This window comes from Rhodococcus sp. Leaf225, assembly GCF_001426145.1.
In the GTDB taxonomy this organism is placed as follows: Bacteria; Actinomycetota; Actinomycetes; order Mycobacteriales; family Mycobacteriaceae; genus Rhodococcoides.
The window spans coordinates 267,075-291,333 of sequence record NZ_LMRN01000012.1 but is presented as its reverse complement, the minus strand read 5'-3'; the positions used below and the strand labels follow the sequence as shown (position 1 = coordinate 291,333).

General features: G+C 70.1%; 23 protein-coding genes. 22 read left to right on the top strand and 1 reads right to left on the bottom strand.

The genetic code is table 11. The annotated features are described in order from the left end of the window. Positions 1 to 19: 19 nt before the first annotated feature. The 4 genes from ASG69_RS11045 (at position 20) to aroB (ending at position 3,662) form a co-directional block, all read left to right on the top strand. Positions 20 to 571 carry a prepilin peptidase gene (locus ASG69_RS11045; RefSeq protein WP_056444731.1) on the top strand — a complete coding sequence of 184 codons (552 nt, stop codon included), beginning with the start codon at positions 20 to 22 and terminating at the stop codon, positions 569 to 571. A gap of 12 nt (positions 572 to 583) precedes the next feature. Beyond that, on the top strand, positions 584 to 1,771 hold the full coding sequence (gene aroC / locus ASG69_RS11040; protein ID WP_027505250.1) for a chorismate synthase: 1,188 nt from the start codon (positions 584 to 586) through the stop codon (positions 1,769 to 1,771). Positions 1,772 to 1,869: 98 nt separating this feature from the next. Beyond that, a complete protein-coding gene (locus tag ASG69_RS22135) occupies positions 1,870 to 2,556 on the top strand; it encodes a shikimate kinase (RefSeq protein WP_235578935.1) in 687 nt (228 codons plus the stop codon). Next, complete coding sequence (gene aroB, locus ASG69_RS11030; RefSeq protein ID WP_027505251.1) at positions 2,553 to 3,662, top strand: 3-dehydroquinate synthase; 1,110 nt, start codon at positions 2,553 to 2,555, stop codon at positions 3,660 to 3,662. The genes ASG69_RS22135 and aroB overlap by 4 nt, the downstream gene beginning before the upstream one ends. A 12-nt stretch (positions 3,663 to 3,674) precedes the next feature. Here the strand turns inward: aroB and ASG69_RS11025 are convergent, their stop codons facing one another. Next, the gene (locus ASG69_RS11025; protein WP_056444727.1) at positions 3,675 to 4,268 is read right to left on the bottom strand and encodes a B-4DMT family transporter; all 594 of its coding nucleotides are present in this window, start codon (positions 4,266 to 4,268) and stop codon (positions 3,675 to 3,677) included. A gap of 119 nt (positions 4,269 to 4,387) precedes the next feature. On the opposite strand from ASG69_RS11025, the gene ASG69_RS11020 reads away from it, so the two are divergent. From ASG69_RS11020 to ASG69_RS10935, 18 genes are all read left to right on the top strand, one after another. Then, complete coding sequence (locus tag ASG69_RS11020) at positions 4,388 to 5,497, top strand: M24 family metallopeptidase (RefSeq protein ID WP_056444724.1); 1,110 nt, start codon at positions 4,388 to 4,390, stop codon at positions 5,495 to 5,497. Positions 5,498 to 5,597: 100 nt separating this feature from the next. Continuing rightward, positions 5,598 to 6,161, top strand: a complete 564-nt coding sequence (gene efp, locus ASG69_RS11015; protein ID WP_027505254.1) for an elongation factor P — start codon at positions 5,598 to 5,600, stop codon at positions 6,159 to 6,161. Beyond that, positions 6,162 to 6,722, top strand: a complete 561-nt coding sequence (gene nusB, locus ASG69_RS11010; RefSeq protein WP_051613217.1) for a transcription antitermination factor NusB — start codon at positions 6,162 to 6,164, stop codon at positions 6,720 to 6,722. 90 nt (positions 6,723 to 6,812) lie between these two features. After that, a complete protein-coding gene (gene pyrR / locus ASG69_RS11005) occupies positions 6,813 to 7,388 on the top strand; it encodes a bifunctional pyr operon transcriptional regulator/uracil phosphoribosyltransferase PyrR (RefSeq protein WP_056444721.1) in 576 nt (191 codons plus the stop codon). Continuing rightward, entirely contained in the window at positions 7,385 to 8,344 is a 960-nt protein-coding gene (locus tag ASG69_RS11000) for an aspartate carbamoyltransferase catalytic subunit (protein WP_268788559.1), read from the top strand. Before pyrR ends, ASG69_RS11000 begins: the two co-directional genes overlap by 4 nt. Then, entirely contained in the window at positions 8,341 to 9,657 is a 1,317-nt protein-coding gene (locus ASG69_RS10995; protein WP_056444718.1) for a dihydroorotase, read from the top strand. The genes ASG69_RS11000 and ASG69_RS10995 overlap by 4 nt, the downstream gene beginning before the upstream one ends. Then, positions 9,658 to 10,161, top strand: coding sequence for a PH-like domain-containing protein (locus tag ASG69_RS10990; RefSeq protein WP_027505258.1), 504 nt, complete (start codon positions 9,658 to 9,660; stop codon positions 10,159 to 10,161). After that, a complete protein-coding gene (gene carA / locus ASG69_RS10985; protein ID WP_027505259.1) occupies positions 10,158 to 11,312 on the top strand; it encodes a glutamine-hydrolyzing carbamoyl-phosphate synthase small subunit in 1,155 nt (384 codons plus the stop codon). The genes ASG69_RS10990 and carA overlap by 4 nt, the downstream gene beginning before the upstream one ends. Beyond that, positions 11,312 to 14,716, top strand: coding sequence for a carbamoyl-phosphate synthase large subunit (gene carB, locus ASG69_RS10980; protein ID WP_051613218.1), 3,405 nt, complete (start codon positions 11,312 to 11,314; stop codon positions 14,714 to 14,716). The genes carA and carB overlap by 1 nt, the downstream gene beginning before the upstream one ends. Continuing rightward, positions 14,713 to 15,555 carry an orotidine-5'-phosphate decarboxylase gene (gene pyrF / locus ASG69_RS10975; protein WP_235578923.1) on the top strand — a complete coding sequence of 281 codons (843 nt, stop codon included), beginning with the start codon at positions 14,713 to 14,715 and terminating at the stop codon, positions 15,553 to 15,555. Before carB ends, pyrF begins: the two co-directional genes overlap by 4 nt. A 192-nt stretch (positions 15,556 to 15,747) precedes the next feature. Beyond that, positions 15,748 to 16,068 carry an integration host factor, actinobacterial type gene (gene mihF / locus ASG69_RS10970; RefSeq protein ID WP_027505261.1) on the top strand — a complete coding sequence of 107 codons (321 nt, stop codon included), beginning with the start codon at positions 15,748 to 15,750 and terminating at the stop codon, positions 16,066 to 16,068. A 73-nt stretch (positions 16,069 to 16,141) separates the two neighbouring features. Continuing rightward, positions 16,142 to 16,711, top strand: a complete 570-nt coding sequence (gene gmk, locus ASG69_RS10965) for a guanylate kinase (RefSeq protein WP_056445214.1) — start codon at positions 16,142 to 16,144, stop codon at positions 16,709 to 16,711. Positions 16,712 to 16,775: 64 nt separating this feature from the next. Then, positions 16,776 to 17,081: a DNA-directed RNA polymerase subunit omega gene (rpoZ, locus tag ASG69_RS10960; protein WP_027505263.1), complete on the top strand. Its 306-nt coding sequence runs from the start codon at positions 16,776 to 16,778 to the stop codon at positions 17,079 to 17,081. After that, positions 17,078 to 18,388, top strand: coding sequence for a bifunctional phosphopantothenoylcysteine decarboxylase/phosphopantothenate--cysteine ligase CoaBC (coaBC, locus tag ASG69_RS10955; protein ID WP_056444715.1), 1,311 nt, complete (start codon positions 17,078 to 17,080; stop codon positions 18,386 to 18,388). Before rpoZ ends, coaBC begins: the two co-directional genes overlap by 4 nt. A gap of 105 nt (positions 18,389 to 18,493) precedes the next feature. Continuing rightward, positions 18,494 to 19,708 carry a methionine adenosyltransferase gene (gene metK / locus ASG69_RS10950; RefSeq protein ID WP_027505264.1) on the top strand — a complete coding sequence of 405 codons (1,215 nt, stop codon included), beginning with the start codon at positions 18,494 to 18,496 and terminating at the stop codon, positions 19,706 to 19,708. A gap of 110 nt (positions 19,709 to 19,818) precedes the next feature. Continuing rightward, the gene (locus tag ASG69_RS10945) at positions 19,819 to 21,786 is read left to right on the top strand and encodes a primosomal protein N' (protein WP_200933811.1); all 1,968 of its coding nucleotides are present in this window, start codon (positions 19,819 to 19,821) and stop codon (positions 21,784 to 21,786) included. A gap of 5 nt (positions 21,787 to 21,791) precedes the next feature. Beyond that, entirely contained in the window at positions 21,792 to 22,715 is a 924-nt protein-coding gene (gene fmt, locus ASG69_RS10940; protein ID WP_056445208.1) for a methionyl-tRNA formyltransferase, read from the top strand. Further along, entirely contained in the window at positions 22,712 to 24,253 is a 1,542-nt protein-coding gene (locus ASG69_RS10935; RefSeq protein WP_082544472.1) for an RsmB/NOP family class I SAM-dependent RNA methyltransferase, read from the top strand. Before fmt ends, ASG69_RS10935 begins: the two co-directional genes overlap by 4 nt. The last annotated feature ends 6 nt before the right edge of the window (positions 24,254 to 24,259 follow it).

The window sequence follows — 24,259 nt, the reverse complement described above, 5'->3', positions numbered from 1 at the left end:
CCGGTGCCACCGTGACTGCATGACCGTCCTCCTCGGATCCGCGCTGTGTTGCCTCGCTCTTCTCACCGTCGGTCGGTGGGTGACGCCGACGGTGCCCGACCTGCTCGCGGCCGCCGTCGTCGGTGCCGCGCTCGGCGCGGTCACCACCGACGTGGCGATCCTCGCGGTCGGGGCGTGGTCCTGTGCCGTCGCGCTCGTCGACCTGGTCCGTCACCGCCTGCCGGACGATCTGACGCTGCCCGCCGCGGGTGCGGTGCTCCTGGCAGCCGCCCACCAGGGTGGGGGCGAGTCGGCGCTCCTCGGCGGCCTGGCTCTGGCCGGTGTCCACCTCGTCGGGTCGGTGGCGTCACCCGGATCGATCGGAGGCGGCGACGTCAAGCTGTGTCTCGCACTCGGGGGACTGGGCGCGGTCTCGGGGCCGTCCGTGTGGACCGTGGCCGCCGTGCTGGCACCGACGACGACGCTGGTGCTGGCGGCGATGACGGGACGAACCGGGGGAGCGGCGGGGATTCCGCACGGACCCGCTCTGTGTGCGGCGACCCTGGTGGCGTGGGTGAACGCCGGGACGTGAAAAGATCGATCCGTGTTGCGATGGATCACTGCCGGAGAATCTCACGGCCCTGCCCTGGTTTCCATTCTCGAGGGCATGGTGGCCGGAGTCGAGGTGACCTCCGAGGACATCGGAGCTCAGCTCGCCCGACGACGCCTGGGCTACGGCCGCGGCGCCCGCATGAAGTTCGAGGCCGACAAGGTCACCGTCATCGGCGGTGTCCGGCACGGCTCGACGCTCGGCGGTCCCGTCGCCATCGAGATCGGCAACACGGAGTGGCCGAAGTGGGAGACCGTCATGGCGGCCGACCCGGTCGATCCCGCCGTGCTCGCCGACCTCGCGCGCAATGCGCCCCTGACCCGTCCGCGCCCCGGCCACGCCGACTACTCGGGCATGCTCAAGTACGGCTTCGACGACGCCCGGCCCGTGCTCGAACGCGCCAGCGCACGGGAGACCGCCGCCCGCGTCGCGGTCGGCACCGTCGCGCGACAGTTCCTGAAACAGGTCCTCGGCGTCGACGTCCTGTCGCACGTCATCTCGATCGGCGCGTCCGACCCGTACGAGGGCCCGGAGCCGTCGGCGGGAGACATCGAGGCGATCGACGCCAGCCCCGTGCGGGCGTTCGACGCCGTGGCCGAGCAGTCCATGATCACCGAGATCGAAGCGGCCAAGCGCGACGGGGACACCCTCGGCGGCATCGTCGAGGTGGTCGTCCACGGCCTTCCCGTGGGACTCGGCTCGTTCGTCACCGGCGACAGTAAGCTCGACGCGCAGCTCGCCGCGGCACTCATGGGCATCCAGGCCATCAAGGGTGTCGAGGTCGGCGACGGGTTCGAGACCGCACGCCGCCGCGGCAGCGCCGCCCACGACGAGATCCTCCCCGGCCCGGACGGGATCGTCCGCACCACCAACCGCGCCGGCGGCATCGAGGGCGGCATGACCAACGGCGCCCCGCTGCGGGTGCGCGCGGCCATGAAGCCCATCTCCACGGTTCCGCGTGCCCTGGCGACGGTGGACATGTCCACCGGCGAGGGTGCGGTGGCCATCCACCAGCGCAGCGACGTCTGCGCCGTGCCGGCCGCGGGGGTCGTCGCGGAGACCATGGTGGCTCTGGTGCTCGCCCGCGCCACGCTGGAGAAGTTCGGAGGCGACTCCGTCGCCGAGACCGCCGGCAACGTGCGCCGCTACGTGGAGAACGCGCAAGCCCGTCCGCCGCGATGACCGGGCAGGCCGGAGGCCGGTCGCAGGATGCCGGGCAGGCCGGAGGCCGGTCGCAGGATGCCGGGCAGGCCGGGGAGGTTTCCGGTCCGCCGCGCGCGGTGCTGATCGGGCCACCCGGCGCCGGGAAGTCCACCATCGGCCGACGGCTGGCTCAGGCCCTGGGCACGCAGGTGTACGACACGGACGTGGCCATCGAGAAGGACACCGGCCGCACCATCCCGCAGATCTTCGCCGAGAGCGGTGAGGCGGAGTTCCGTGCCATCGAGGAGCGCATCGTGCTCGATGCGCTGCGCACGTATCCGGGCATCGTGTCCCTGGGCGGTGGGGCGATCCTGTCCTCGCGCACTCGTGCGGCGCTCCGCGGTCACACCGTCGTCTACCTCGAGATCAGTGTCGGCGAGGGCCTCCGGCGCACCGGTGCGACCAGTGCCAACGCTTCACGACCCCTCTTGGCCGGCTCGGACCCACGGGCGAAGTACCGCGAACTGATGCGTACTCGGCGACCCCTGTACCGCGAGGTGTCCACCATCCGTGTCCGCACGGACGGCCGCAGCCCCGCTCGCGTCGTCACCGCTGTGCTCGGCCGTCTCGGCGTCGCCCCCGCCGACCGCGTCCCCGCGCCGGCCGCACCACCGCAGCGGACCTCGCCGCGGCGCCGGATCCGGCGCAAGGGCGGACGTCCGATCCCCACCGATCCGGGACCGTTGCCGCGGCAGTCGGCACCACGGACCGGCCGTACCCGACCACCGCAGGATCCACCCCCAGCACAGGAGACGCTCTCGTGACAGAACCTGTTCGTATCGACGTCCGGACGGCGAATCCGTACCCCGTGATCATCGGTCGCGGTCTGCTCACCGACCTGGTGGAGCAGCTCGCGGGCACGCGCACCGTCGCGATCTTCCATCAGCCTCCGCTCGCCGAGACCGCCGAGGCCGTCCGAGCAGCACTGGCGGACAACGGGATCGACGCACACCGCATCGAGATCCCCGATGCCGAGGACGGCAAGGAACTGGCCGTCGCCGGCTTCTGTTGGGAGGTGCTCGGCCGCATCGGTCTGACGCGGAGCGACGCCGTGGTCAGCCTGGGCGGCGGCGCGGCCACCGATCTCGCCGGCTTCGTCGCGGCCACCTGGATGCGCGGCGTCCGCATCGTGCACGTGCCCACCACGCTGCTCGCCATGGTCGACGCGGCCGTGGGAGGCAAGACCGGCATCAACACCGACGCCGGGAAGAACCTCGTCGGTGCCTTCCACGAGCCTGCGGCCGTCCTGGTGGACCTGGCGACCCTCGAGACGGTGCCGCACAACGAGATCGTGGCCGGGCTCGCGGAGGTGATCAAGACCGGATTCATCGCCGACCCGGTGATTCTCGACCTCATCGAGGCGGATCCCGCTGCCGCGCTGGACCCGACGGGCGAGGTGTTGCCCGAGCTGATCCGGCGCTCCATCGAGGTGAAGGCTCGGGTCGTCGCGGCCGATCTCCGGGAGTCCGATCTTCGCGAGATCCTGAACTACGGCCACACCCTGGGACACGCGATCGAGCGCCGCGAGAAGTACAAGTGGCGCCACGGCGCCGCGGTCTCCGTGGGTCTGGTGTTCGCCGCCGAGCTCGGACGTCTCGCGGGGCGACTGTCGGACGATGTCGCCGACCGGCACCGCAGCATCCTGCAGGCGGTGGGACTGCCCGTCAGTTACGACGCGGACGCGTTCGCCCATCTGCTGTCGGGCATGCAGACGGACAAGAAGAACCGCAACGGGCTGCTGCGCTTCGTCGTGCTGGACGGACTGGCCAAGCCGGGCCGCCTCGAGGGACCGGATCCGGCGCTCCTGGCCGCCGCGTACTCCGCAGTGGCGCGTGAGGAGCCGACGACGGGGTCGTCGATCTTCCTCTGACGACGGGGTCGGTCAGGAGGAGCGGTCGCCCTTCGCGAGGTTCGGGCGCCGATCGGAGTCCCGGACCGGCGCGAAGACCTCGGTGTCGGCGTCCGACTCGCCTCGTGCGGGTGCTCCGAAGGTGACGCGGTCGCGCTCGGTCGCGTCCTCCTTCTTGCCCGGCCGCAGGTCCTCCTGCTTGTCGTCGCCGCGTCCGGCCAGCCAGCGGCCCACCGTGACGGCGATGACCGTGGGGATGAAGACGAGCAGAATCGTGAACGCCGCGCCGGAGGTGACCTCGAAGAAGAGGGAGTTGCTGCTCACCGCGAGGTTCGCCACCGCCGAGAACACCCAGCAGACGAGCCCGGCGAGAACACCGGCCACGACCGACGCCTTCAGCCACAGCATCGTGAAATCGGTCCGGCCCTCGCCGTGGTCACCGCGGCGGTGCGCGTTGATCCCGTCGATTCCGCCCCACACGACGGCCACGAGAACGACGGCGGCCAGCGTGATCATGCGCAACACGGACCCTTGCGCGGGCCAGGCGGAGACCGCCAGCGCGAGCAGCACTCGTGCCACCACATGAACCAGCGCCATCCCCACACCGCGAACCACCCACCCAGTCATGCTGCACACAGTAATCACCACGGTCGGCCACGTGTGCTTCTGCCCACATATCCGGGTGCGGTGTCGTCGGGCGGACCGGTGTCGCCGGCCGTCGGTGACGGCGGCGGTAGGTTCGAGAGATGCCGTCCTCCGACCGCGCCGCACGGCGCGACGCCCTCCGAGAACTCGTCCGCGACCGGGAGGCCGACGCGCTCCTGGTGACCGATCTGCTCAACGTCCGGTACCTCACGGGGTTCACCGGTTCCAATGCCGCGCTGCTGCTGAGTGCGCACGACTCCGCCTCCGACGAGTCCGGCACCGTGGTGTGCACCGACGGTCGGTACGTGACGCAGGTGGGCGAGCAGGTGCCCGACCTCGCGGCGGTGATCGACCGCGCGGGCCCTGTTCGCCTGCTGCAGGACGCCGGCGGTGCGCGGGGCGGGCAGACCGTCGGATTCGAATCGCACGTCGTGTCCGTCGACGAGCATCAGGCATGGTCCGACGCCGCGTCCTCGCTCTCGCTCCAGCGCATGCCGCGACTGGTGGAGAAGCTGCGGATGATCAAGGACGAGAGCGAGATCGACGCGCTGCGACGCGCCTGCGGTGTCGCCGACGCCGCGCTGGCCGCGTTGATCGAGCGGGGTGGCATCAGCGCGGGCCGGACCGAGAAGCAGGTCGCGATCGATCTGGAGTTCCTCATGCTCGAGCTGGGAGCGCACGCCATCTCGTTCGAGACCATCGTGGCCGCGGGCGCACACTCGGCGGTGCCGCACCACCGCCCCACCGGTGCGGTGCTCGAGCAGGGTGACCTGGTGAAGCTGGACTTCGGCGCGGAGGTGGACGGGTACCACTCCGACATGACGCGTACCTACGTGCTGGGCACCCCCGCGGACTGGCAGCGCGAGCTGTACGCCCTCGTCGAACAGTCGCAGGCCGCCGGACGCGCCGCCGTCCTCCCCGGCGCCGACGTGCAGGCGGTGGACGGAGCGGCTCGCTCGGTCATCGTGGACGCGGGGCACGGGGACAAGTTCCTGCACGGACTCGGCCACGGCGTGGGACTCGAGATCCACGAAGCGCCGGGAATCGGTGCCACCGGCACCGGTACACTGCTCTGCGGTGCTGCGGTGACAGTCGAGCCCGGCGTGTACTTCTCCGGTCGCGGAGGCGTACGGATCGAGGACACGCTCATCGTTCGAGAGAACGAGCCGGAACTGCTGACGCTCACCAGCAAAGAGTTCACCGTTCTGTAGGCGAGGGCCTGCCGACCAGTGCTTGTCAGGCCCGGAGGCCGTGCGCGGCGTCCGGGTACCGAGAGACCGAGACGACAGTCGACGAGGAGACGCGAAGCAAGTGGCTTCCACCAGTGATTTCAAGAACGGACTCGTTCTCAACATCGAGAACCAGTTGTGGTCCATCATCGAGTTCCAGCACGTCAAGCCTGGTAAGGGACCGGCCTTCGTGCGCACCAAGCTCAAGAACGTCACGTCGGGCAAGGTCGTCGACAAGACCTTCAACGCGGGCGTCAAGGTCGAGACCGCGACGGTCGACCGACGCGATATGACGTACCTCTACCACGACGGTTCGGACTACGTCTTCATGGACGGCGACACCTTCGACCAGATCTCCGTCGCCGAGGCGACCATCGGCGAGGTCTCGCGCTTCCTGCTCGAGAACATGAAGGTCCAGGTGGCGATGCACGAGGGTCTGCCGCTGTACGTCGAGTTGCCGGTCACGGTCGAGCTGATCGTCCAGCACACCGATCCGGGTCTGCAGGGCGACCGCTCCACCGGTGGCACCAAGCCGGCGACCCTCGAGACGGGTGCCGAGATCAACGTGCCGCTCTTCATCAACACCGGCGACAAGCTCAAGGTGGACTCCCGCGACGGCAACTACCTCGGGCGCGTGAATTCCTGAGTGAGCGAGCCTTCCAAGAACCCTGCCGCACCGGGCAAGCCGGCGGCGAAGAAGCTCGGAGCACGGCACAAGGCGCGTAAGCGCGCCGTCGACTTCCTCTTCGAGGCCGAGGCTCGGGATCTCGATCCCGTGGTGCTCGCGACCGAGCGCGGCGAGCTGTCCGCTCACGAGGAGACGGTGGCGCCGGTCAACGCGTACACCACGACTCTCGTGACCGGAGTGGCCGAGAACCTCGACCGCGTCGACTCGGTCATCGGGGATCACCTGCACCAGTGGACTCTCGATCGTCTCCCCGCCGTCGACCGCGCGATCCTGCGCGTCGCGGTCTGGGAACTGCTCAACGCGGTCGACGTCCCGCCGGTGGTGGCCGTCGACGAGGCGGTCGAGCTGGCCAAGCAACTCTCCACCGACGACTCGCCGTCCTTCGTCAACGGGGTGCTGGGCCAGATCGTGCTCGTCGCACCCCAGGTGCGCGCCGCCGCGGCGGCGCGTCCGGCGGCGCAGAGCCGGCCCGTGACGGAGAACACCGCCGACGACGCCGTACCGCCCGCCTCGAGCTGAGTTCGAGCCCGGCGTGGTTGGTATAGTCACCGCGTCAGACATCCTTTAACGATCCGTCCAGTGAGGCGGAGAAGGAGGTCACCTGTTCTCGTGTCCTCAGACGAGCCCGGTACCCCCGGTCCAGCAGGCCAGTCCCGCGAGCTGTTGTCGTCGGCGGACGTCGGCCGCACCATCGCCCGGATGGCCCACCAGATCATCGAGAAGACCGCATTCGGCTCGGCCGACGCCGCTCCGCTGGTTCTCGTGGGTATCCCCACTCGCGGTTCCACTCTCGCCACGCGCCTCGCGGACCGGATCGAGGAGTACTCCGGACTCCGCCCGCCGGTCGGTTCTCTCGACATCACGCTCTACCGCGACGATCTGCGCAGCAAGCCCCATCGCGCGCTCGAGCGCACCTCGATGCCCGACACCGGTGTGGACGGCGCTCTCGTCGTGATCGTCGACGACGTGCTGTTCTCCGGCCGATCGGTGCGCGCCGCGCTCGACGCTCTCCGCGATCTCGGGCGTCCGCGGGCCGTGCAGCTCGCGGTGCTCATCGACCGCGGCCACCGCGAACTCCCGCTCCGCGCGGACTACGTGGGCAAGAACGTGCCGACCGCGCGCACCGAGGACGTCTCGGTGCTGCTCGACGAGCACGACGGTCGAGACGGGGTGGAGCTCTCGTGAGTGCCCGGCACCTGCTGTCGACGATGGACCTGAGCCGCGACGACGCCACCGACATCCTGGATGAGGCGGAGCGCTTCGAGCAGGCGCTGCTCGGCCGCGACGTGCGCAAACTCCCCACCCTGCGCGGCAAGACGGTCATGACCGTCTTCTACGAGAACTCGACGCGCACCCGAGTGTCGTTCGAGGTCGCGGGCAAGTGGATGAGCGCGGACGTCGTCAACGTCAGCGCGAGCAGTTCCTCCGCGTCGAAGGGTGAGTCGCTGCGCGACACCGCCCTCACGCTGCGAGCGGCCGGCGCGGACGCCCTGATCGTGCGGCACCCCGCGTCCGGTGCGGCGCACCGCATCGCCCAGTGGACGGCCCTGTCCGACGGCTCGGGTCCGGCCGTGATCAACGCCGGGGACGGCACGCACGAGCATCCCACCCAGGCGCTGCTCGACGCGCTGACGCTGCGCCAGCGTCTCGGCGGAATCGAGGGCCGCCGCATCGCCATCGTCGGTGACGTCCTGCACAGCCGCGTCGCCCGGTCCAACGCGTTCCTGCTGGCCACGCTCGGTGCCGAGGTGGTGGTCGTCGCGCCGCGCACTCTGCTGCCGGTCGGCATCGAGACCTGGCCCGTCACCGTGGCACCGTCGCTCGACTCCGAACTGCCGGCGCTCGACGCCGTCATGATGCTGCGCGTCCAGGCCGAACGCATGAACGGTGGCTTCTTCCCGTCGGCGCGGGAGTACTCCATCGGATACGGGTTGTCGCAGAAGCGGTTCGATCTGCTTCCCGACCACGCGGTGGTGCTGCACCCCGGTCCGATGCTCCGCGGCATGGAGATCGGCTTCTCGGTCGCCGACGCACCCGAGACCGCCGTCCTGCAACAAGTCCAGAATGGAGTGCACGTGCGTATGGCAGTGCTGTTCCGCCTGCTCATCGGGTCCGAGCCGACCCCGGGACTCGCGCGATGAGCGGGACCGTGGTGCTGCGCTCGGTGCGCCCCTACGGCGAGGGTGATCCCGTGGACGTGGTGGTGTCGGGCGGCGTCATCGACGCGATCGGCGCGGACGTCACCGTTCCCGAGGGTGCCGAGATCGTGGACGGGGCCGGTGGCGTTCTGTTGCCCGGCTTCGTCGATCTGCACACCCATGTCCGGGAGCCGGGCCGCGAGGACACCGAGACCATCGAGACGGGTTCCGCCGCAGCAGCTCTCGGCGGATACACCGCCGTCTTCGCGATGGCGAACACCTCTCCGGTCGCGGACTCCGTGGTGGTCACCGACCATGTGTGGCGTCGCGGCCAGGAGGTCGGGCTGGTCGACGTCCACCCCGTCGGCGCCGTCACCGTGGGCCTGCAGGGCAAGGCCCTGGCGGAGATGGCCACCATGAACGCGGGTGTCGGTGCGGTCCGGATGTTCTCGGACGACGGTCACTGCGTCGCCGACCCACTGCTGATGCGCCGTGCCCTCGAGTACGCGGCCGGCCTGGGAGTGCTCATCGCGCAGCACGCCGAGGAGCCGCGGCTCACCGAAGGTGCCGTCGCCCACGAGGGTCCGACCGCGGCGCGCTTGGGTCTCACCGGATGGCCGCGGTCCGCGGAGGAGTCCATCGTCGCCCGCGACGCGATCCTCGCGCGGGACGCGCGCAGCCGCGTCCACATCTGCCACGCCTCCACCGCCGGCACCGTGGAGCTCCTCGACTGGGCGAAGAAGCAGGGCATCGCCATCACGGCCGAGGTGACACCGCACCATCTGTTCCTGGACGACTCGCGTCTCGAGACCTACGACGCCGTGAACAAGGTGAACCCGCCGCTGCGGGAGGCCTCCGACGTCCAGGCACTCCGCGCGGCGTTGGCCTCGGGTGTCGTGGACTGCGTGGCCACCGATCACGCGCCGCACGCCGAGCAGGACAAGTGCTGCGAGTTCTCGCAGGCCCGGCCCGGCATGCTCGGTCTCGAGACCGCCCTGTCGGTGATCGTCACGACCATGGTGGAGACCGGTCTGCTCGACTGGCGCGGCGTCGCACGGGTCATGAGCGAGCGACCGGCGGAGATCGTCGGGCTCACCGACCAGGGTCGGCCCATCGCGGTCGGAGAGCCCGCCAACCTGACGATCGTCGACCCGGACGTCCGGTGGACCGTCGTCCCGAGGGATCTGGCCTCGCTGTCCGCCAACACCCCGTACGAGTCGCTCGAGCTGCCCGCGAAGGTCACCGCGACGGTGCTGCGCGGACGGATCACCAGCCGCGACGGAGTCGCGGCCGCGCCATCGGGAGGGATGAACTAGATGGACAGAGTGCTGTTGGTGGTCGGCTTCCTCGTGTTCTGGGTCGCCATGATCGGCCTGATCATCTGGGGCTGGAAGAACCGTCAGAAGCGTCAGGCCGACGCGATCGGAACCCTCCCGGCCGTGCCGGAGCAGCTCGGCGCCGTCGTCACCCCGGCCTGCACAGGTCTGTACGTGGGATCGACGTTGGCCCCGAGCTGGCAGAACCGGATCGCCGTGGGCGACATGGGCCATCGCGCCACCGGAACGCTGACGCGCTACGAGACGGGCATCCTGCTCGAGCGCACGGGGGAGTCCGACATCTGGATGCCCGCCGACTCGCTCCGCGCCGTGCGGACCGAGCGTGGCCTCGCCGGCAAGGTCATGACCAGGGACGGCCTGTTGGTCGTCCGCTGGGAACTGCCCACCGGCACCGAGATCGACACCGGCTTCCGAGCCGACGACAAGACGGTCTACCCGCAGTGGGTGGACGACACGAGCAGTGACGAGAAGGAGACCGCGTGAGCACCCAGGACGCCGCGGCACTGGTCCTCGAGGACGGGCGCATCTTCCGTGGCACCGCGTTCGGAGCCCGGGGTTCGACCCTGGGCGAGGCGGTGTTCTGCACCGGCATGACCGGCTACCAGGAGACGCTGACCGATCCGAGCTACCACCGCCAGATCGTGGTGGCCACGGCCCCTCAGATCGGCAACACCGGCTGGAACGGTGAGGACAACGAGTCCGTCGGACGCACCGGCGACGCCGACGACTCCCGTATGTGGGTCGCCGGGTTCGCCGTCCGCGACCCCAGCCGCCGCAGCTCGAGCTGGCGCTCGACCGGCACCCTGGGTGAGGAGATGGCGCGGCAGGACGTCGTCGGCATCGCCGAGATCGACACCCGCGCGCTGGTGCGGCACCTGCGCACCCGCGGGTCGATGAAGGCCGGCATCTTCTCCGGGGAGGCCCTCACCGACGTCGACGCGCTGATCGAGACCGTGCGCAGCCAGCCGAGCATGGTGGGTGCGGATCTGGCGGGCGAGGTGAGCACGACCGAGGGTTACACGGTCGACCCCGAGGGCGAGCCCCGGTACTCGGTCGTCGCGGTCGACCTCGGCATCAAGTCGAACACGCCGCGCATGTTCGCGCAGCGGGGAATCCGGGTCCACGTGGTCCCGGCGAACGCCGACATCGACCAGGTGCGGGCACTCGGCGCGGACGGCGTGTTCCTGTCCAACGGACCGGGCGACCCGGCCACCGCAGACTCGGTGGTGCGGCTGACCGAGCAGGTGCTCGGCGACGGCACCCCGCTGTTCGGCATCTGCTTCGGCAACCAGATCCTCGGCCGCGCACTCGGCCGCTCCACCTACAAGATGACCTTCGGTCACCGGGGCATGAACATCCCGGTGATCGAACACGGCACGGGCCGCATCTCCATCACGGCCCAGAACCACGGGTTCGCGCTCGAGGGCGAGGCCGGCGAGGAGTTCGACACCCCGTTCGGCCGGGCGATCGTCAGCCACACGTGCGCGAACGACGGCACCGTCGAAGGTGTCCGCCTGCTCGACGACTCGGCGTTCTCGGTGCAGTACCACCCCGAGGCCGCTGCCGGTCCGCACGACGCCGAGTACCTCTTCGACCGTTTCCTGCAGCTCCTCGACAAGAAAGCCGGCCAGTAATGCCACGGCGCACAGACCTCCAGCACATCCTGGTCATCGGATCCGGACCGATCGTCATCGGTCAGGCATGCGAGTTCGACTACTCCGGAACGCAGGCCTGCCGTGTGCTCCGCGAGGAAGGCCTGCGGGTCAGCCTCGTGAACTCGAACCCGGCGACGATCATGACGGACCCCGAGTTCGCGGACTCCACCTACGTCGAACCCATCACGGCGGAGTTCGTCGAGAAAGTCATCGCGAAGGAGAAGGCCGAGGGCCATCCCATCGATGCGGTGCTCGCCACCCTCGGCGGCCAGACGGCGCTCAACTGCGCGGTGGCGCTACACGAGCAGGGGATCCTCGAGAAGTACGACGTCGAGCTCATCGGAGCCGACTTCGAGGCGATCCAGCGCGGTGAGGATCGCCAGAAGTTCAAGGACATCGTCGCGAAGGTCGGCGGCGAGAGTGCCCGGTCGCGTGTCTGTTACACGATGGCCGAGGTGCACGACACCGTTGCCGAACTCGGCCTGCCCGTCGTCATCCGGCCCAGCTTCACCATGGGCGGGCTCGGCTCCGGCATGGCGTACACGACCGAGGATCTCGAGCGTCTCGCCGGCGGCGGACTGGCCGCGTCGCCGTCTGCGAACGTGCTCATCGAGGAGTCCATCTACGGATGGAAGGAGTACGAGCTCGAGCTGATGCGCGACAACCGCGACAACGTGGTGATCGTGTGTTCGATCGAGAACGTCGACCCGATGGGTGTGCACACGGGCGACTCCATGACGGTCGCTCCGGCGATGACGCTCACCGACCGCGAGTACCAGAAGATGCGCGATCTGGGCATCGCCATCCTCCGCGAGGTCGGCGTCGACACGGGCGGATGCAACATCCAGTTCGCGATCGATCCGAAGGACGGTCGTCTGATCGTCATCGAGATGAACCCGCGCGTCTCGCGGTCGAGTGCACTCGCCTCGAAGGCGACGGGATTCCCGATCGCCAAGATCGCGGCGAAGCTCGCGGTGGGGTACAGCCTCGACGAGATCGTCAACGACATCACGGGCGAGACACCGGCCTGTTTCGAGCCGACGTTGGACTACGTCGTCGTCAAGGCGCCGCGCTTCGCGTTCGAGAAGTTCCCGGGCGCCGACGCCACCCTCACGACGACGATGAAGTCGGTCGGCGAGGCGATGAGCCTGGGCCGCAACTTCACCGAGGCGCTCGGCAAGGTGCTGCGGTCGCTCGAGACCAAGGCCACCGGATTCTGGACCACGTCGGACGAGGTGCTGGCGGGGGACCGGGCGCACGATCTGCAGGCGGTGCTGGCCGACCTGAAGGTTCCCACCGAGGGACGCATCTACGACGCCGAGTTGGCACTGCGCCTCGGCGGCACCGTCGAGGAGGTCGCCGCCGCGTCCGGTATCGACCCGTGGTTCATCGACGAGATCGCCGGTCTGGTGGAACTGCGGACCCGGCTGCTCGACGCTCCCGTCCTCGACGAGAACCTGCTGCGTCGGGCCAAGCACTCGGGCCTGTCCGATCGGCAGATCGCGGCACTGCGTCCCGAGCTCGCGGGCGAGGACGGGGTGCGCTCGCTGCGCCACCGGCTGGGAGTGCGGCCCGTCTTCAAGACCGTCGACACGTGCGCCGCGGAGTTCGAGGCGAAGACGCCGTACCACTACTCCACGTACGAGCTCGATCCCGGCGCGGAGACCGAGGTGGCCCCGCAGACCACGCTCGGCAAGGTGCTCATCCTGGGCTCCGGTCCCAACCGCATCGGCCAGGGCATCGAGTTCGACTACTCGTGCGTGCACGCGGCCACGACGCTCTCGGCCGCCGGCTACGAGACCGTGATGGTGAACTGCAACCCCGAGACCGTCTCCACCGACTACGACACGGCGGATCGTCTGTACTTCGAGCCGCTCACGTTCGAGGACGTGCTCGAGGTGTACCTGGCGGAGAAGGAGTCGGGCGAAGGTGGACCAGGTGTCGTCGGTGTCCTCTGCCAGCTCGGTGGGCAGACGCCGCTCGGTCTCGCGCAGCGACTGCAGGACGCCGGTGTGCCGATCGTCGGCACGTCGCCCGAGGCGATCGACCTGGCGGAGGACCGCAAGGAGTTCGGTGAGGTGCTCGTCGCCGCCGGTCTGCCCGCGCCGAAGTTCGGCACGGCCACTACGTTCGACGGCGCGAAGCGCATCGCGAGCGAGATCGGTTACCCCGTGCTCGTGCGTCCGTCGTACGTGCTGGGCGGACGCGGCATGGAGATCGTCTACGACGAGGCGTCGCTGGACGACTACATCTCCCGCGCCACCGAGCTCACGCCGGAGCACCCCGTGCTGGTGGACCGGTTCCTCGAGGACGCGATCGAGATCGACGTCGACGCCCTGTGCGACGGCACCGAGGTCTACCTCGGCGGCGTCATGGAGCACATCGAGGAGGCGGGCATCCACTCCGGCGACTCCGCGTGCGCGCTGCCCCCGATCACGCTCGGCCGCACCGACATCGACGCGGTCCGCCGATCGACGGAGGCGCTCGCGTTCGGGATCGGGGTCCGCGGGCTGCTCAACGTGCAGTACGCCCTCAAGGACGACGTGCTCTACGTGCTCGAGGCCAACCCTCGTGCGAGCCGCACGGTGCCCTTCGTCTCCAAGGCCACGGCGGTGCCGCTCGCGAAGGCCGCGGCCCGGATCGCTCTGGGCGCGACCATCGCGGAGTTGCGGGCGGACGGCGTGTTGCCGCCCACCGGTGACGGCGGGCACGCTGCCTTCGATGCACCGGTCGCGGTCAAGGAGGCCGTGCTGCCCTTCAACCGGTTCCGCAAGGCGGACGGCAGTGGCGTCGACACCCTCCTGAGCCCCGAGATGAAGTCGACCGGCGAGGTCATGGGAATCGACGCGGACTTCGGTACCGCGTTCGCGAAGAGCCAGACCGCCGCGTACGGCTCGCTGCCGACGACGGGGTCGATCTTCGTGTCCATCGCGAACCGCGACAAGCGGTCGATGGTGTTCCCGGTCAAGCGGCTCGCCGATCTGGGCTTCCGCATCCTCGCGACCGAGGGAACGGCGGAGATGCTGCGCCGCAACGGCATCAGCAGCGACGTGGTGCGCAAGCACTCCGACGTGCTCGAGGACGGTGAGCGGACCATCGTGGACCTGATCCGCGAAGGGGAGGTCGACATGGTGTTCAACACACCGTTCGGAAACTCCGGCCCGCGGGTCGACGGGTACGAGATCCGCAGCGCCGCGGTGGCGCGCAACATCCCGTGCATCACCACCGTGCAGGGTGCCGCGGCCGCGGTGCAGGGGATCGAGGCGAGCATCCGCGGCGACATCGGGGTGCAGTCGCTCCAGGATCTGCACAGCTCGCTGACGACGTACCTGCGAGCGGGCACCGGGCCGACGGCCACGACCGACCCGGTCACCCCTCGGTGACCGGTAGTCCGGAGGCCGGGGTGTGGCGCAGGAAGCTGACCGCGGCCGTCCGGTCGCGGGGACGCCTGTGTGTCGGCATCGATCCGCACTCCGCGATCCTCGCGTCGTGGGGCCTCGACGACACCGTGGCGGGCCTCGACCGCTTCGCGCGGCTCTGCGTCGAGGCGTTCGCGTCGGACATCGGGGTGGTCAAGCCGCAGGTGGCGTTCTTCGAGCGCTTCGGGTCCGGTGGACTCGCCGTGCTCGAGCGGACCATCGCCGATCTGCGTGCGGCGGGCGTGCTCGTCGTCGCGGACGCGAAGCGTGGGGACATCGGGTCCACGTCGGAGGCGTACGCCCGGGCGTGGCTGGACCCGTCCTCACCACTCGCCTCGGACGCCGTGACGGTCTCGCCCTACCTCGGGGTGGGTGCGCTGACGCCGTTCGTCGAGCAGGCGACTGAGCACGGTTGCGGCCTGTTCGTGCTCGCACGCACGTCGAATCCCGAGGGCGCGGCGCTGCAGCAGGCGGTCACCGCCACCGGTGCGAGCGTCGCGCAGGCCGTGGTCGACGAGGCCGCGGCGGTCAACACGCGGGCGAACGACGACGTCATGGGTCTCGTGGTGGGTGCGACACGCGGACACGGGCTCGATCTGCGGACGTTCTCGGGGCCGATCCTCGCGCCCGGACTCGGCGCCCAGGGTGCCACCGCGCAGGACCTGCCCTCCCTGTTCCAGGGTTCGTCAGAGTTGTTGCTGCCCAACTCTTCCCGCGACGTCCTGCGACACGGTCCGGACGTGGCCGCTCTACGGGAGGCGGCGATCGTCGCTCGCGACACCGTCGAGCACGCCCTCGCATAGACCACCATCGCGGCGACACGGCGGCGGGGGGCAAGTTCGCAATCGGCGCCCTGCCCGGGTACGGTCGCTATCGCCGCTGGTCAATCCGGTGGCAGTGACTGGATGTACCAGAACGGCCGGCTCGCGCACATCGCGTGACGCGAGTACGGAATGCACTTCTCGACAGAGATTCACCGATGAGACGGAGGAACCGTGGCCCTTCCCCAGTTGACCGATGAGCAGCGCGCTGCTGCCTTGGAGAAGGCGGCACAAGCTCGTCGTGTCCGGGCTGAGCTCAAGGAACGCCTCAAGCGCGGCGGAACCGACCTCAAGCAGGTCCTCAAGGACGCCGAAGAGGACGAGATCCTCGGCAAGATGAAGGTGTCCGCACTGCTCGAGGCTCTGCCCAAGGTCGGCAAGGTCAAGGCTCAGGAGATCATGACCGAGCTGGAGATCGCACCCACCCGCCGCCTGCGCGGACTGGGCGATCGTCAGCGCAAGGCGCTTCTCGCCAGGTTCGACTTCGAGGCCTGACAGCGACGTGTCGACCGACAACGAGTCGACGGCAGTGTCGAGCGAGGACTCCTCGCTCAGGAAGGGCCGGCTGGTGGTACTGGCCGGCCCTTCCGCCGTCGGTAAGTCCAGTGTGGTCGCGAAGGTGCGTCAGCAGCTTCCCGATCTGTACTTCAGCGTGTCGGCGACGACGCGCGATCCCCGCCCCGGCGAGGTGCACGGACAGGACTACCGGTTCGTGGACGCCGCGGAGTTCGATCGCATGATCGAGGCCGGTGATCTCCTCGAATGGGCGGAGATCCACCGCGGCCTGCACCGCAGCGGTACGCCCGCCGAGCCCGTGCGTCGCGCGCTCGCCGCCGGTGAGCCGGTTCTCCTCGAGGTGGATCTGCAGGGTGCGCGCGCGGTCCGTGCCGCCGCCCCGGAGGCTCTGCTCGTGTTTCTCGCGCCGCCCTCCTGGGACGTGCTGGTGGGTCGGCTCACCGGCCGCGGCACCGAACCGCAAGACGTCATCGAGCGTCGGCTCGAGACCGCGCGCGAGGAACTGGCGGCCTCCGACGAGTTCGACACGGTCATCGTGAACGACGATGTCGACCGAGCGTGCGCGGAGTTGGTATCCTTGTTGGTCGGTGGCGTCCCGAACGGTGAGTTCGGGACCGCGTGACCGCACAGGTAACACCAGTTTTCTCTTCCGAGGCATCCGCCCCGGTGAATCTTCAGGAGCATTTGTGAGTAGTCCCTTGGCGAACGTGTCCGATTCCTTCTCCCGTATCGACGTGGCGACGTACGACACCCCGCTGGGCATCACCAACCCGCCCATCGACGAGCTGCTGGACCGGACGTCGTCGAAGTACGCGCTGGTCATCTACGCCGCCAAGCGCGCGCGTCAGATCAACGACTACTACAACCAGCTCGGTGACGGCATCCTCGAGTACGTCGGCCCCCTCGTCGAACCGGGTCTGCAGGAGAAGCCGCTGTCCATCGCCATGCGCGAGATCCACGCCGACCTTCTCGAGCACGTCGAAGGCGAGTGAGTTCCCTGTCTCCCTCGGACACGACGACACGGCGTCACGTCGTGGTCGGTGTCGGGGGAGGGATCGCCGCGTACAAGGCGTGCGGGCTGATCCGCCACTTCACCGAGGCGGGTGACGACGTCCGCGTCGTCCCCACCGAGTCGGCGCTGCAGTTCGTCGGCCGGGCGACCTTCGAGGCGTTGTCGGGCAACCCGGTGCACACCGGAGTGTTCGCCGACGTGCCGGAGGTACCGCACGTCCGCCTCGGCCAGAACGCCGATCTCGTCGTCGTCGCCCCGGCCACGGCCGACCTGCTGTCGCGGGCCGCTGCCGGACGCGCCGACGACCTGTTGACGGCGACGTTGCTCACCGCGCGGTGCCCGATCGTGTTCGCGCCGGCCATGCACACCGAGATGTGGGACCACCCCGCGACCGTCGAGAACGTCGCGACGTTGCGCCGGCGCGGTGTCACGGTGATCGAGCCGGCCTCGGGTCGGCTCACCGGCAAGGACACCGGAGCGGGCCGTCTGCCCGAGCCGGACGAGATCGCCGGCATCGCCGAGCTGCTGCTCGAGCGACCCGATGCGCTGCCTCGTGACCTCGAGGGGCGGCGCGTCGTGGTCTCCGCCGGCGGCACGCGCGAGCCGTTGGACCCGGTACGGTTCCTCGGCAACCGCAGCTCGGGCAAGCAGGGTTATGCGCTCGCGCGGGTCGCCGCCCAGCGCGGTGCCGACGTGCTGCTGATCTCCGGCTACACCAGCGACCTGTCCGCTCCTGCCGGTGTCCGCGTCGAGACGGTCCGCACCGCCGAGGACATGCGCACCGCGGTCACGGCCGCCGCCGTCGGTGCCGACGCCGTGATCATGGCCGCCGCCGTCGCCGATTTCCGGCCGACGACGCTCGCCACCAGCAAGATCAAGAAGGGTGCCGACGAGCCGGACACCATCCCGCTCACGCGCAACGCCGACATCCTGGCCGGCCTCGTCGCGGCACGCGATGCCGGTGACCTGGCCGCCGACGCCGCGATCGTCGGCTTCGCGGCCGAGACCGGCGACCAGCACGGCGACGTGCTGACGCACGCCCGCGCCAAGCTGGCACGCAAGAAGTGCGATCTCCTGGTTGTGAATGCGGTCGGTGAGGGTAAAGCATTCGAGATGGACGACAACGACGGCTGGATCCTGTCCGCGGACGGGACCGAGCTGGCGCTCGAACACGGATCGAAGGCGCTCATGTCGTCTCGTGTGATCGATGCGTTGGTGCCCCTGTTGCGCGTGCGTCAACCGTCACCGACGTCGCAGGAGTGTACGAGCGCCGACGACTCGCGGTGACCCGCAGTACTCGAGACGTCGGTGGCTCCGTCTATCGTCGACTGGCGTCTCGGGGAGCGGTTCGATCATGTCGACACATTCATGCGTGTACGAGAGGAAACATCTGTGAGCACGTCCGCCAGTCGGCTCTTCACCAGCGAGTCCGTCACCGAGGGTCATCCCGACAAGATCTGTGACGCCATCAGCGACTCCATCCTGGATGCGCTCCTGACCGACGATCCGCGCGCACGCGTCGCCGTCGAGACCCTGGTGACCACCGGGCAGGTTCACGTCGCCGGTGAGGTCAACACCACCGCGTACGCCGACATCCCACACATCGTGCGCGAGAAGGTGCTCGAGATCGGCTACGACTCGTCGGCCAAGGGTTTCGACGGCAACTCCTGTGGGGTCAACGTCGCCATCGGCGCGCAGTCGCCCGAGATCGCCCAGGGCGTCGACAACTCGCACGAGTCCCGCGTCGAGGGTCTGACCGACGACGAGATCGACCGTCAGGGTGCGGGCGACCAGGGCCTGATGTTCGGCTACGCCATCAAGGACACGCCCGAGCTCATGCCGCTGCCGATCGCACTGGCGCACCGGCTGTCGCGTCGCCTCACCGAGGTGCGCAAGACCGAGGTGCTGCCGTACCTGCGTCCCGACGGCAAGACCCAGGTCACCATCGAGTACGAGGGCAACAAGGCCGTTCGCCTCGACACCGTGGTCATCTCCACCCAGCACGCGGCCGACATCGATCTCGACAACATGCTGACCCCGGACATCCGGACCCATGTCCTCGAGGCCGTACTGGCCGAGCTCGGGCACGACTCGCTCGACACCTCGTCGGTACGCCTGCTCGTCAACCCCACCGGCAAGTTCGTCCTCGGCGGGCCGATGGGCGACGCCGGCCTGACCGGTCGCAAGATCATCGTCGACACCTACGGCGGCTGGGCCCGCCACGGCGGCGGCGCGTTCTCGGGCAAGGATCCGTCGAAGGTCGACCGCAGCGCTGCGTACGCGATGCGGTGGGTGGCCAAGAACGTCGTGGCCGCAGACCTCGCAGAACGAGTCGAGGTGCAGGTCGCCTACGCCATCGGCAAGGCCGCTCCCGTCGGTCTCTTCGTCGAGACATTCGGATCCGAGAACGTGGATCCGCTCAAGATCCAGTCCGCCATCACCGACGTGTTCGACCTGCGTCCCGGCGCGATCATCCGTGATCTGGACCTGCTGCGTCCGATCTACGCGCCCACCGCGGCGTACGGCCACTTCGGCCGCACGGACATCGATCTGCCGTGGGAGAACACCGACCGTGCCGAGAAATTGCGGTCCGCCGCAGGTCTGTGACGTCTCGCTCCACTTCGTGATCATCGTCTGAAAGGGGTCGGTCGGTGAGTGCCACCGCATCCGGTGTGCGCTCACCGGCCCCCACCCGGCCCATTGCCCGCGTGCTTCCCATGCTCGCGTTGTCCCACCTCGATCGCGATTTCGACTACGTCGTCCCCGCCGAACTCGATGCCGTGGCGCAACCCGGTGTGCGTGTGCGCGTCCGCTTCGCCGGGCGTCTGGTCGACGGGTTCCTGCTCGCCCGCCTCGACACCAGCGACCATCCGGGGAAGCTCGGCTTCCTCGACAAGGTGGTCTCCGCCGAGCCGGTGCTCGGCCCCGAACTGCTCGGTCTCGTCGACGCCGTCGCCACGCGCTACGCCGGCACCCGTCCGGACGTTCTTCGTCTCGCGGTTCCACCCCGACACGCGCGGGTGGAGAACGAATCTCTCGCCTCCGGTGCGCAGTCGATCCCCGTCCTTCGCCGCGACGAGTGGTCCGCGTACCGGCACGGCGCCGAGTTCCTCGACGCGCTCGGCGGCGGTCGGGCGCCGCGGGCGGTCTGGCAGGCGTTGCCGGGGGAGGACTGGGCGGCCCGGCTCGCCGACCTGGCAGCCGTGGCCGTGTCGTCGGGACGGGGAGCCGTTCTCGTCGTCCCGGACCAGCGCGATCTCGATCGCGTGGACACGGCCTGCCGAGCCGTCCTCGACGTCGACGCGGTGGTCGCGCTCGCCGCGGGGCTCGGTCCCGCCGAACGCTACCGACGGTGGCTCGCCGCCGCTCGTGGCCGCGCTCGCGTCGTGATCGGAACGCGCAGCGCCGTCTTCGCCCCGGTGCACGACCCGGGACTGATGGTGGTCTGGGACGACGGCGACGACTCGTTGTCGGAACCGCGTGCGCCGTACCCCCACGCCCGCGAGGTCGCGTTGCTGCGTGCACACCGAGCCGGGTGCGCCGCGGTGGTGGGCGGTTTCTCCCGGACGGCGGAGGCACAGGCTCTGGTCGAGACGGGGTGGGCGCACGATCTCGTGGCCACCCGTGACACCGTCCGCGGGCGCGTTCCACGAGTCACCGCTCTCGCGGACAGCGACCACGCGCTCGCCCGCGACCCCGGAGCGCGCGCTGCGCGACTCCCGGCGATCGCCTTCGCGGCGGCCCGAGCGTCGCTCACCGCCGGGCACCCCGTGCTGGTCCAGGTCCCGCGGCGCGGGTACGTGCCCTCCCTCGCCTGCTCCAAGTGCAGGACGCCCGCCCGGTGCCGACGGTGCCACGGACCCCTGGCGCTGCCGTCCGCGCCCGGTGCCGACGGCGCGGGCAGCCCCACGTGCAAGTGGTGCGGCACCGCCGACCCGTCGTACTCGTGCCCCACGTGCGGTTCACGAGCACTGCGCGCCGTCGTGGTCGGCGCAGGACGGACCGCCGAGGAGCTGGGCCGGGCGTTCAGCGGCGTCACAGTGCGACAGTCCGGCGGCACCTCGGTGCTCGACACGGTGCCGGCCGGCCCGGCCATCGTCGTGTCCACCGTGGGCGCCGAACCCGTCGCGGACGGCGGCTACGGTGCCGCGCTGCTGCTGGACGGGTGGGCGCTGCTGGGTCGAGCTGATCTGCGCGCCGCAGAGCAGACCCTTCGCCGCTGGATGGCCGCCGCCACCCTCGTGCGCCCGTCGGCCGAGGGCGGTGAGGTGGTCGTGGTCGCCGATTCGGGACTTCCCACCGTGCAGGCATTGGTGCGGTGGGACCCCGTCGGACACGCGCGCACCGAACTCTCCGAACGCACCGAGGTCGGGTTTCCACCCGCGGTGCACATCGCCGCCGTGGACGGCACCACCGAATCGCTGCGCGCCCTGCTGGATTCGGCGCGGCTCCCGGACGACGCCGTCACGCTGGGACCCGTGGACCTGCCACCCGGCGAGCGGCTGCCGTTCGGCAGCGAGATCGACGCCGACTCGTCCGCGCCCGTCGAGCGGATGCTGGTCCGCGTCCCGCGATCGTCCGGTGCCGCCCTCTCCCGCGCACTCGGTGAGGCACGGGCCGTGGTGGGGGCGAAGAAGACCGCGTCGGCGCTGCGAATCCAGGTCGACCCGCTCCGCATAGGGTGAACGGCGTGCGCCTCGTCTTTGCCGGTACTCCCGACCCCGCTCTCCCGTCGCTGCGGCGACTGCTCGACTCCTCCCGTCACGAGGTGGTCGGTGTGCTCACCAGACCCGACACGGTGGCCGGTCGAGGGCGCAAGGTCGTGCGATCGCCCGTTGCGATGCTGGCCGACGAGCACGGCATCCCGGTGCTGCAGCCCGCGAAGCCGTCCGACCCCGAGGCGATGGCCGCGCTCCGCGATCTGGAACCGGACTGCTGTCCCGTCGTCGCCTACGGCGCGCTGCTGCCGCAGCCCGTGCTCGACATTCCGCGACACGGCTGGATCAATCTGCACTTCTCCCTGCTGCCGGCCTGGCGCGGGGCAGCGCCGGTGCAGGCCGCGATCGCCGCGGGTGACGAGGTCACCGGCGCGTCGACGTTCCTCCTCGAGCAGGGGCTGGACACCGGTCCGGTGTACGGCGTCGTGACCGAGAGGGTGCGCCCCACGGACACCGCCGGAGATCTGTTGACCCGGCTCGCTGACAGCGGGAGCCAGTTGCTCGCGTCCACCCTCGACGGGATCGACGACGGTGCACTGCAGGCGGTTCCGCAATCGAGCGACGGCGTGTCACACGCGCCCAAGGTGACCGTGGAATCGGCCCGCATCGACTTCGGTCGCCCGGCGCACCTGATCGACCGGCACGTCCGCAGTGTGACACCGGCACCCGGAGCGTGGACGGAGATCGGCGACGTCCGCGTCAAGATCGGTCCGGTGACGATCACCGACGAGGAGCTCGAACCCGGGCTCGTCGAGGTACGGAAGAAGGCGGTCCTGGTGGGTACCGCGACGACGGCCGTGTCGCTCGGGCTCGTGCAGCCGCACGGCAAGAAGCAGATGGCAGCGACCGACTGGGCGCGCGGCGCCCGCGATGTGAACGGAGCGACTGCACGATGAGCGGTGAGCAGACACCGGGGTCCGGCGGTCCTCGTAAGCGTGGCGGGAAGGCCGGCGGGAAGGCCGGCGGCCGGCCGGATGGCGGGAAGGCCGGAGGCCGGCCGGCGGTGGCCGGGGGTTCGAGCAAGGCCGGTGGTCGGTCCGGGAATTCGCGTCCGAAGCAGCCGGGTCGCCCCGATCCCGCCGAGGCGGGGTTGGACCCCGCACGGATCGCGGCACGGGACGTCCTGCGCGCGGTGCGGGAACGTGACGCGTACGCGAACCTGGTGCTTCCGGGTCTGCTCCGGGATCGCCGGTTGAACGAGCGTGATGCCGCCCTCGCGACGGAGTTGGCCTACGGCGCGGCCCGCGCGCAGGGGGTGCTGGACGCGGTCGTCGAGCACGCGGCCTCGCGTCCGGTGTCGGACATCGACGGTCGACTGCTGGACGTCATCCGGCTCGGTGCGTACCAGTTGCTGCGCACGCGGGTGGCTCCGCACGCGGCGGTGGCGACGTCGGTCGACCTGGTGCGCAGCGAGGCCGGGCAGGGGCAGGCAGGGTTCGTCAACGCCGTGTTGCGCCGGGTCTCCGAGCGCACGGAAGCAGAGTGGATCGAGTTGCTGGCTCCCGACGCGGAGCGAGATCCGGTGGGTCACTCGGCGTTCCGGCACGCACATCCCGCCTGGATCGCACAGGCGTTCAACGACGCGTTGGGAGCGGATGCTGCGGAGCTGGACGAGGCGCTCGCCGCCGACGACGCCCGCCCGCTGGTGCACCTGGTGGCGCGGCCCGGCGAGATCTCGGCGGACGAGCTCGCGTCGATCACCGGCGGTGAGCCCGGACCGTGGTCGCCCTATGCGGTGCATCTGGACAGTGGCGGCGATCCGGGTCGTCTCGACGCCGTGCGTGAGGGGCTGGCCGGCGTCCAGGACGAGGGCAGTCAGCTGGTCGCTCGGGCTCTGACGCTCGCGGAGCTCGACGGGCCGGACGGAGGTCGGTGGCTGGATCTGTGCGCTGGCCCCGGCGGCAAGGCTGCGCTGCTCGGCGCCATCGCGGCGATCGACGGTGCGACGGTCGATGCCGTGGAACCGTCCGAGCATCGAGCCGAGCTGGTGCGCAAGACGGTGCGGGATCTCCCGGTCACCGTGCACGCGGTGGACGGTCGCGCGAGCGGACTGGACGCGGGATACGACCGCGTCCTCGTCGACGCACCCTGCACCGGTCTGGGTGCACTCCGTCGTCGACCCGAGGCGCGGTGGCGTCGTCAGGCGAGCGACGTGGCGGGTCTGGTGACGTTGCAACGCGAGTTGCTCGCGGCAGCAGTGGAGCTGGTGCGGCCGGGCGGAGTCGTCGTCTACTCGACGTGTTCGCCGCATCTGTCCGAGACGGTCGGCGTCGTGGCCGATGCGGTCCGACGTCACGGTCTGACCGCGCTCGACACCGCGACGCTCGCGCCCGGCGTGCCGCGGGCGGCCTCGGGAACGTCGGTGCAGCTGTGGCCGCACCGGCACGGAACGGACGCGATGTTCTTCGCCGCGCTGCGCAAGGATGCCTCCTGACCGCGC

Bases quoted from the DNA above. Each gene is read 5' to 3' on its own strand.
- ASG69_RS10935 (WP_082544472.1), top strand. From the start codon at position 22,712: ATGAGCGGTGAGCAGACACCGGGGTCCGGCGGTCCTCGTAAGCGTGGC.
- ASG69_RS10945 (WP_200933811.1), top strand. From the start codon at position 19,819: ATGCTCGCGTTGTCCCACCTCGATCGCGATTTCGACTACGTCGTCCCC.
- ASG69_RS10990 (WP_027505258.1), top strand. From the start codon at position 9,658: ATGGACAGAGTGCTGTTGGTGGTCGGCTTCCTCGTGTTCTGGGTCGCC.
- ASG69_RS11025 (WP_056444727.1), bottom strand. From the start codon at position 4,268: ATGACTGGGTGGGTGGTTCGCGGTGTGGGGATGGCGCTGGTTCATGTG.
- ASG69_RS11045 (WP_056444731.1), top strand. From the start codon at position 20: ATGACCGTCCTCCTCGGATCCGCGCTGTGTTGCCTCGCTCTTCTCACC.
- carB (WP_051613218.1), top strand. From the start codon at position 11,312: ATGCCACGGCGCACAGACCTCCAGCACATCCTGGTCATCGGATCCGGA.
- ASG69_RS11020 (WP_056444724.1), top strand. From the start codon at position 4,388: ATGCCGTCCTCCGACCGCGCCGCACGGCGCGACGCCCTCCGAGAACTC.
- ASG69_RS10995 (WP_056444718.1), top strand. From the start codon at position 8,341: ATGAGCGGGACCGTGGTGCTGCGCTCGGTGCGCCCCTACGGCGAGGGT.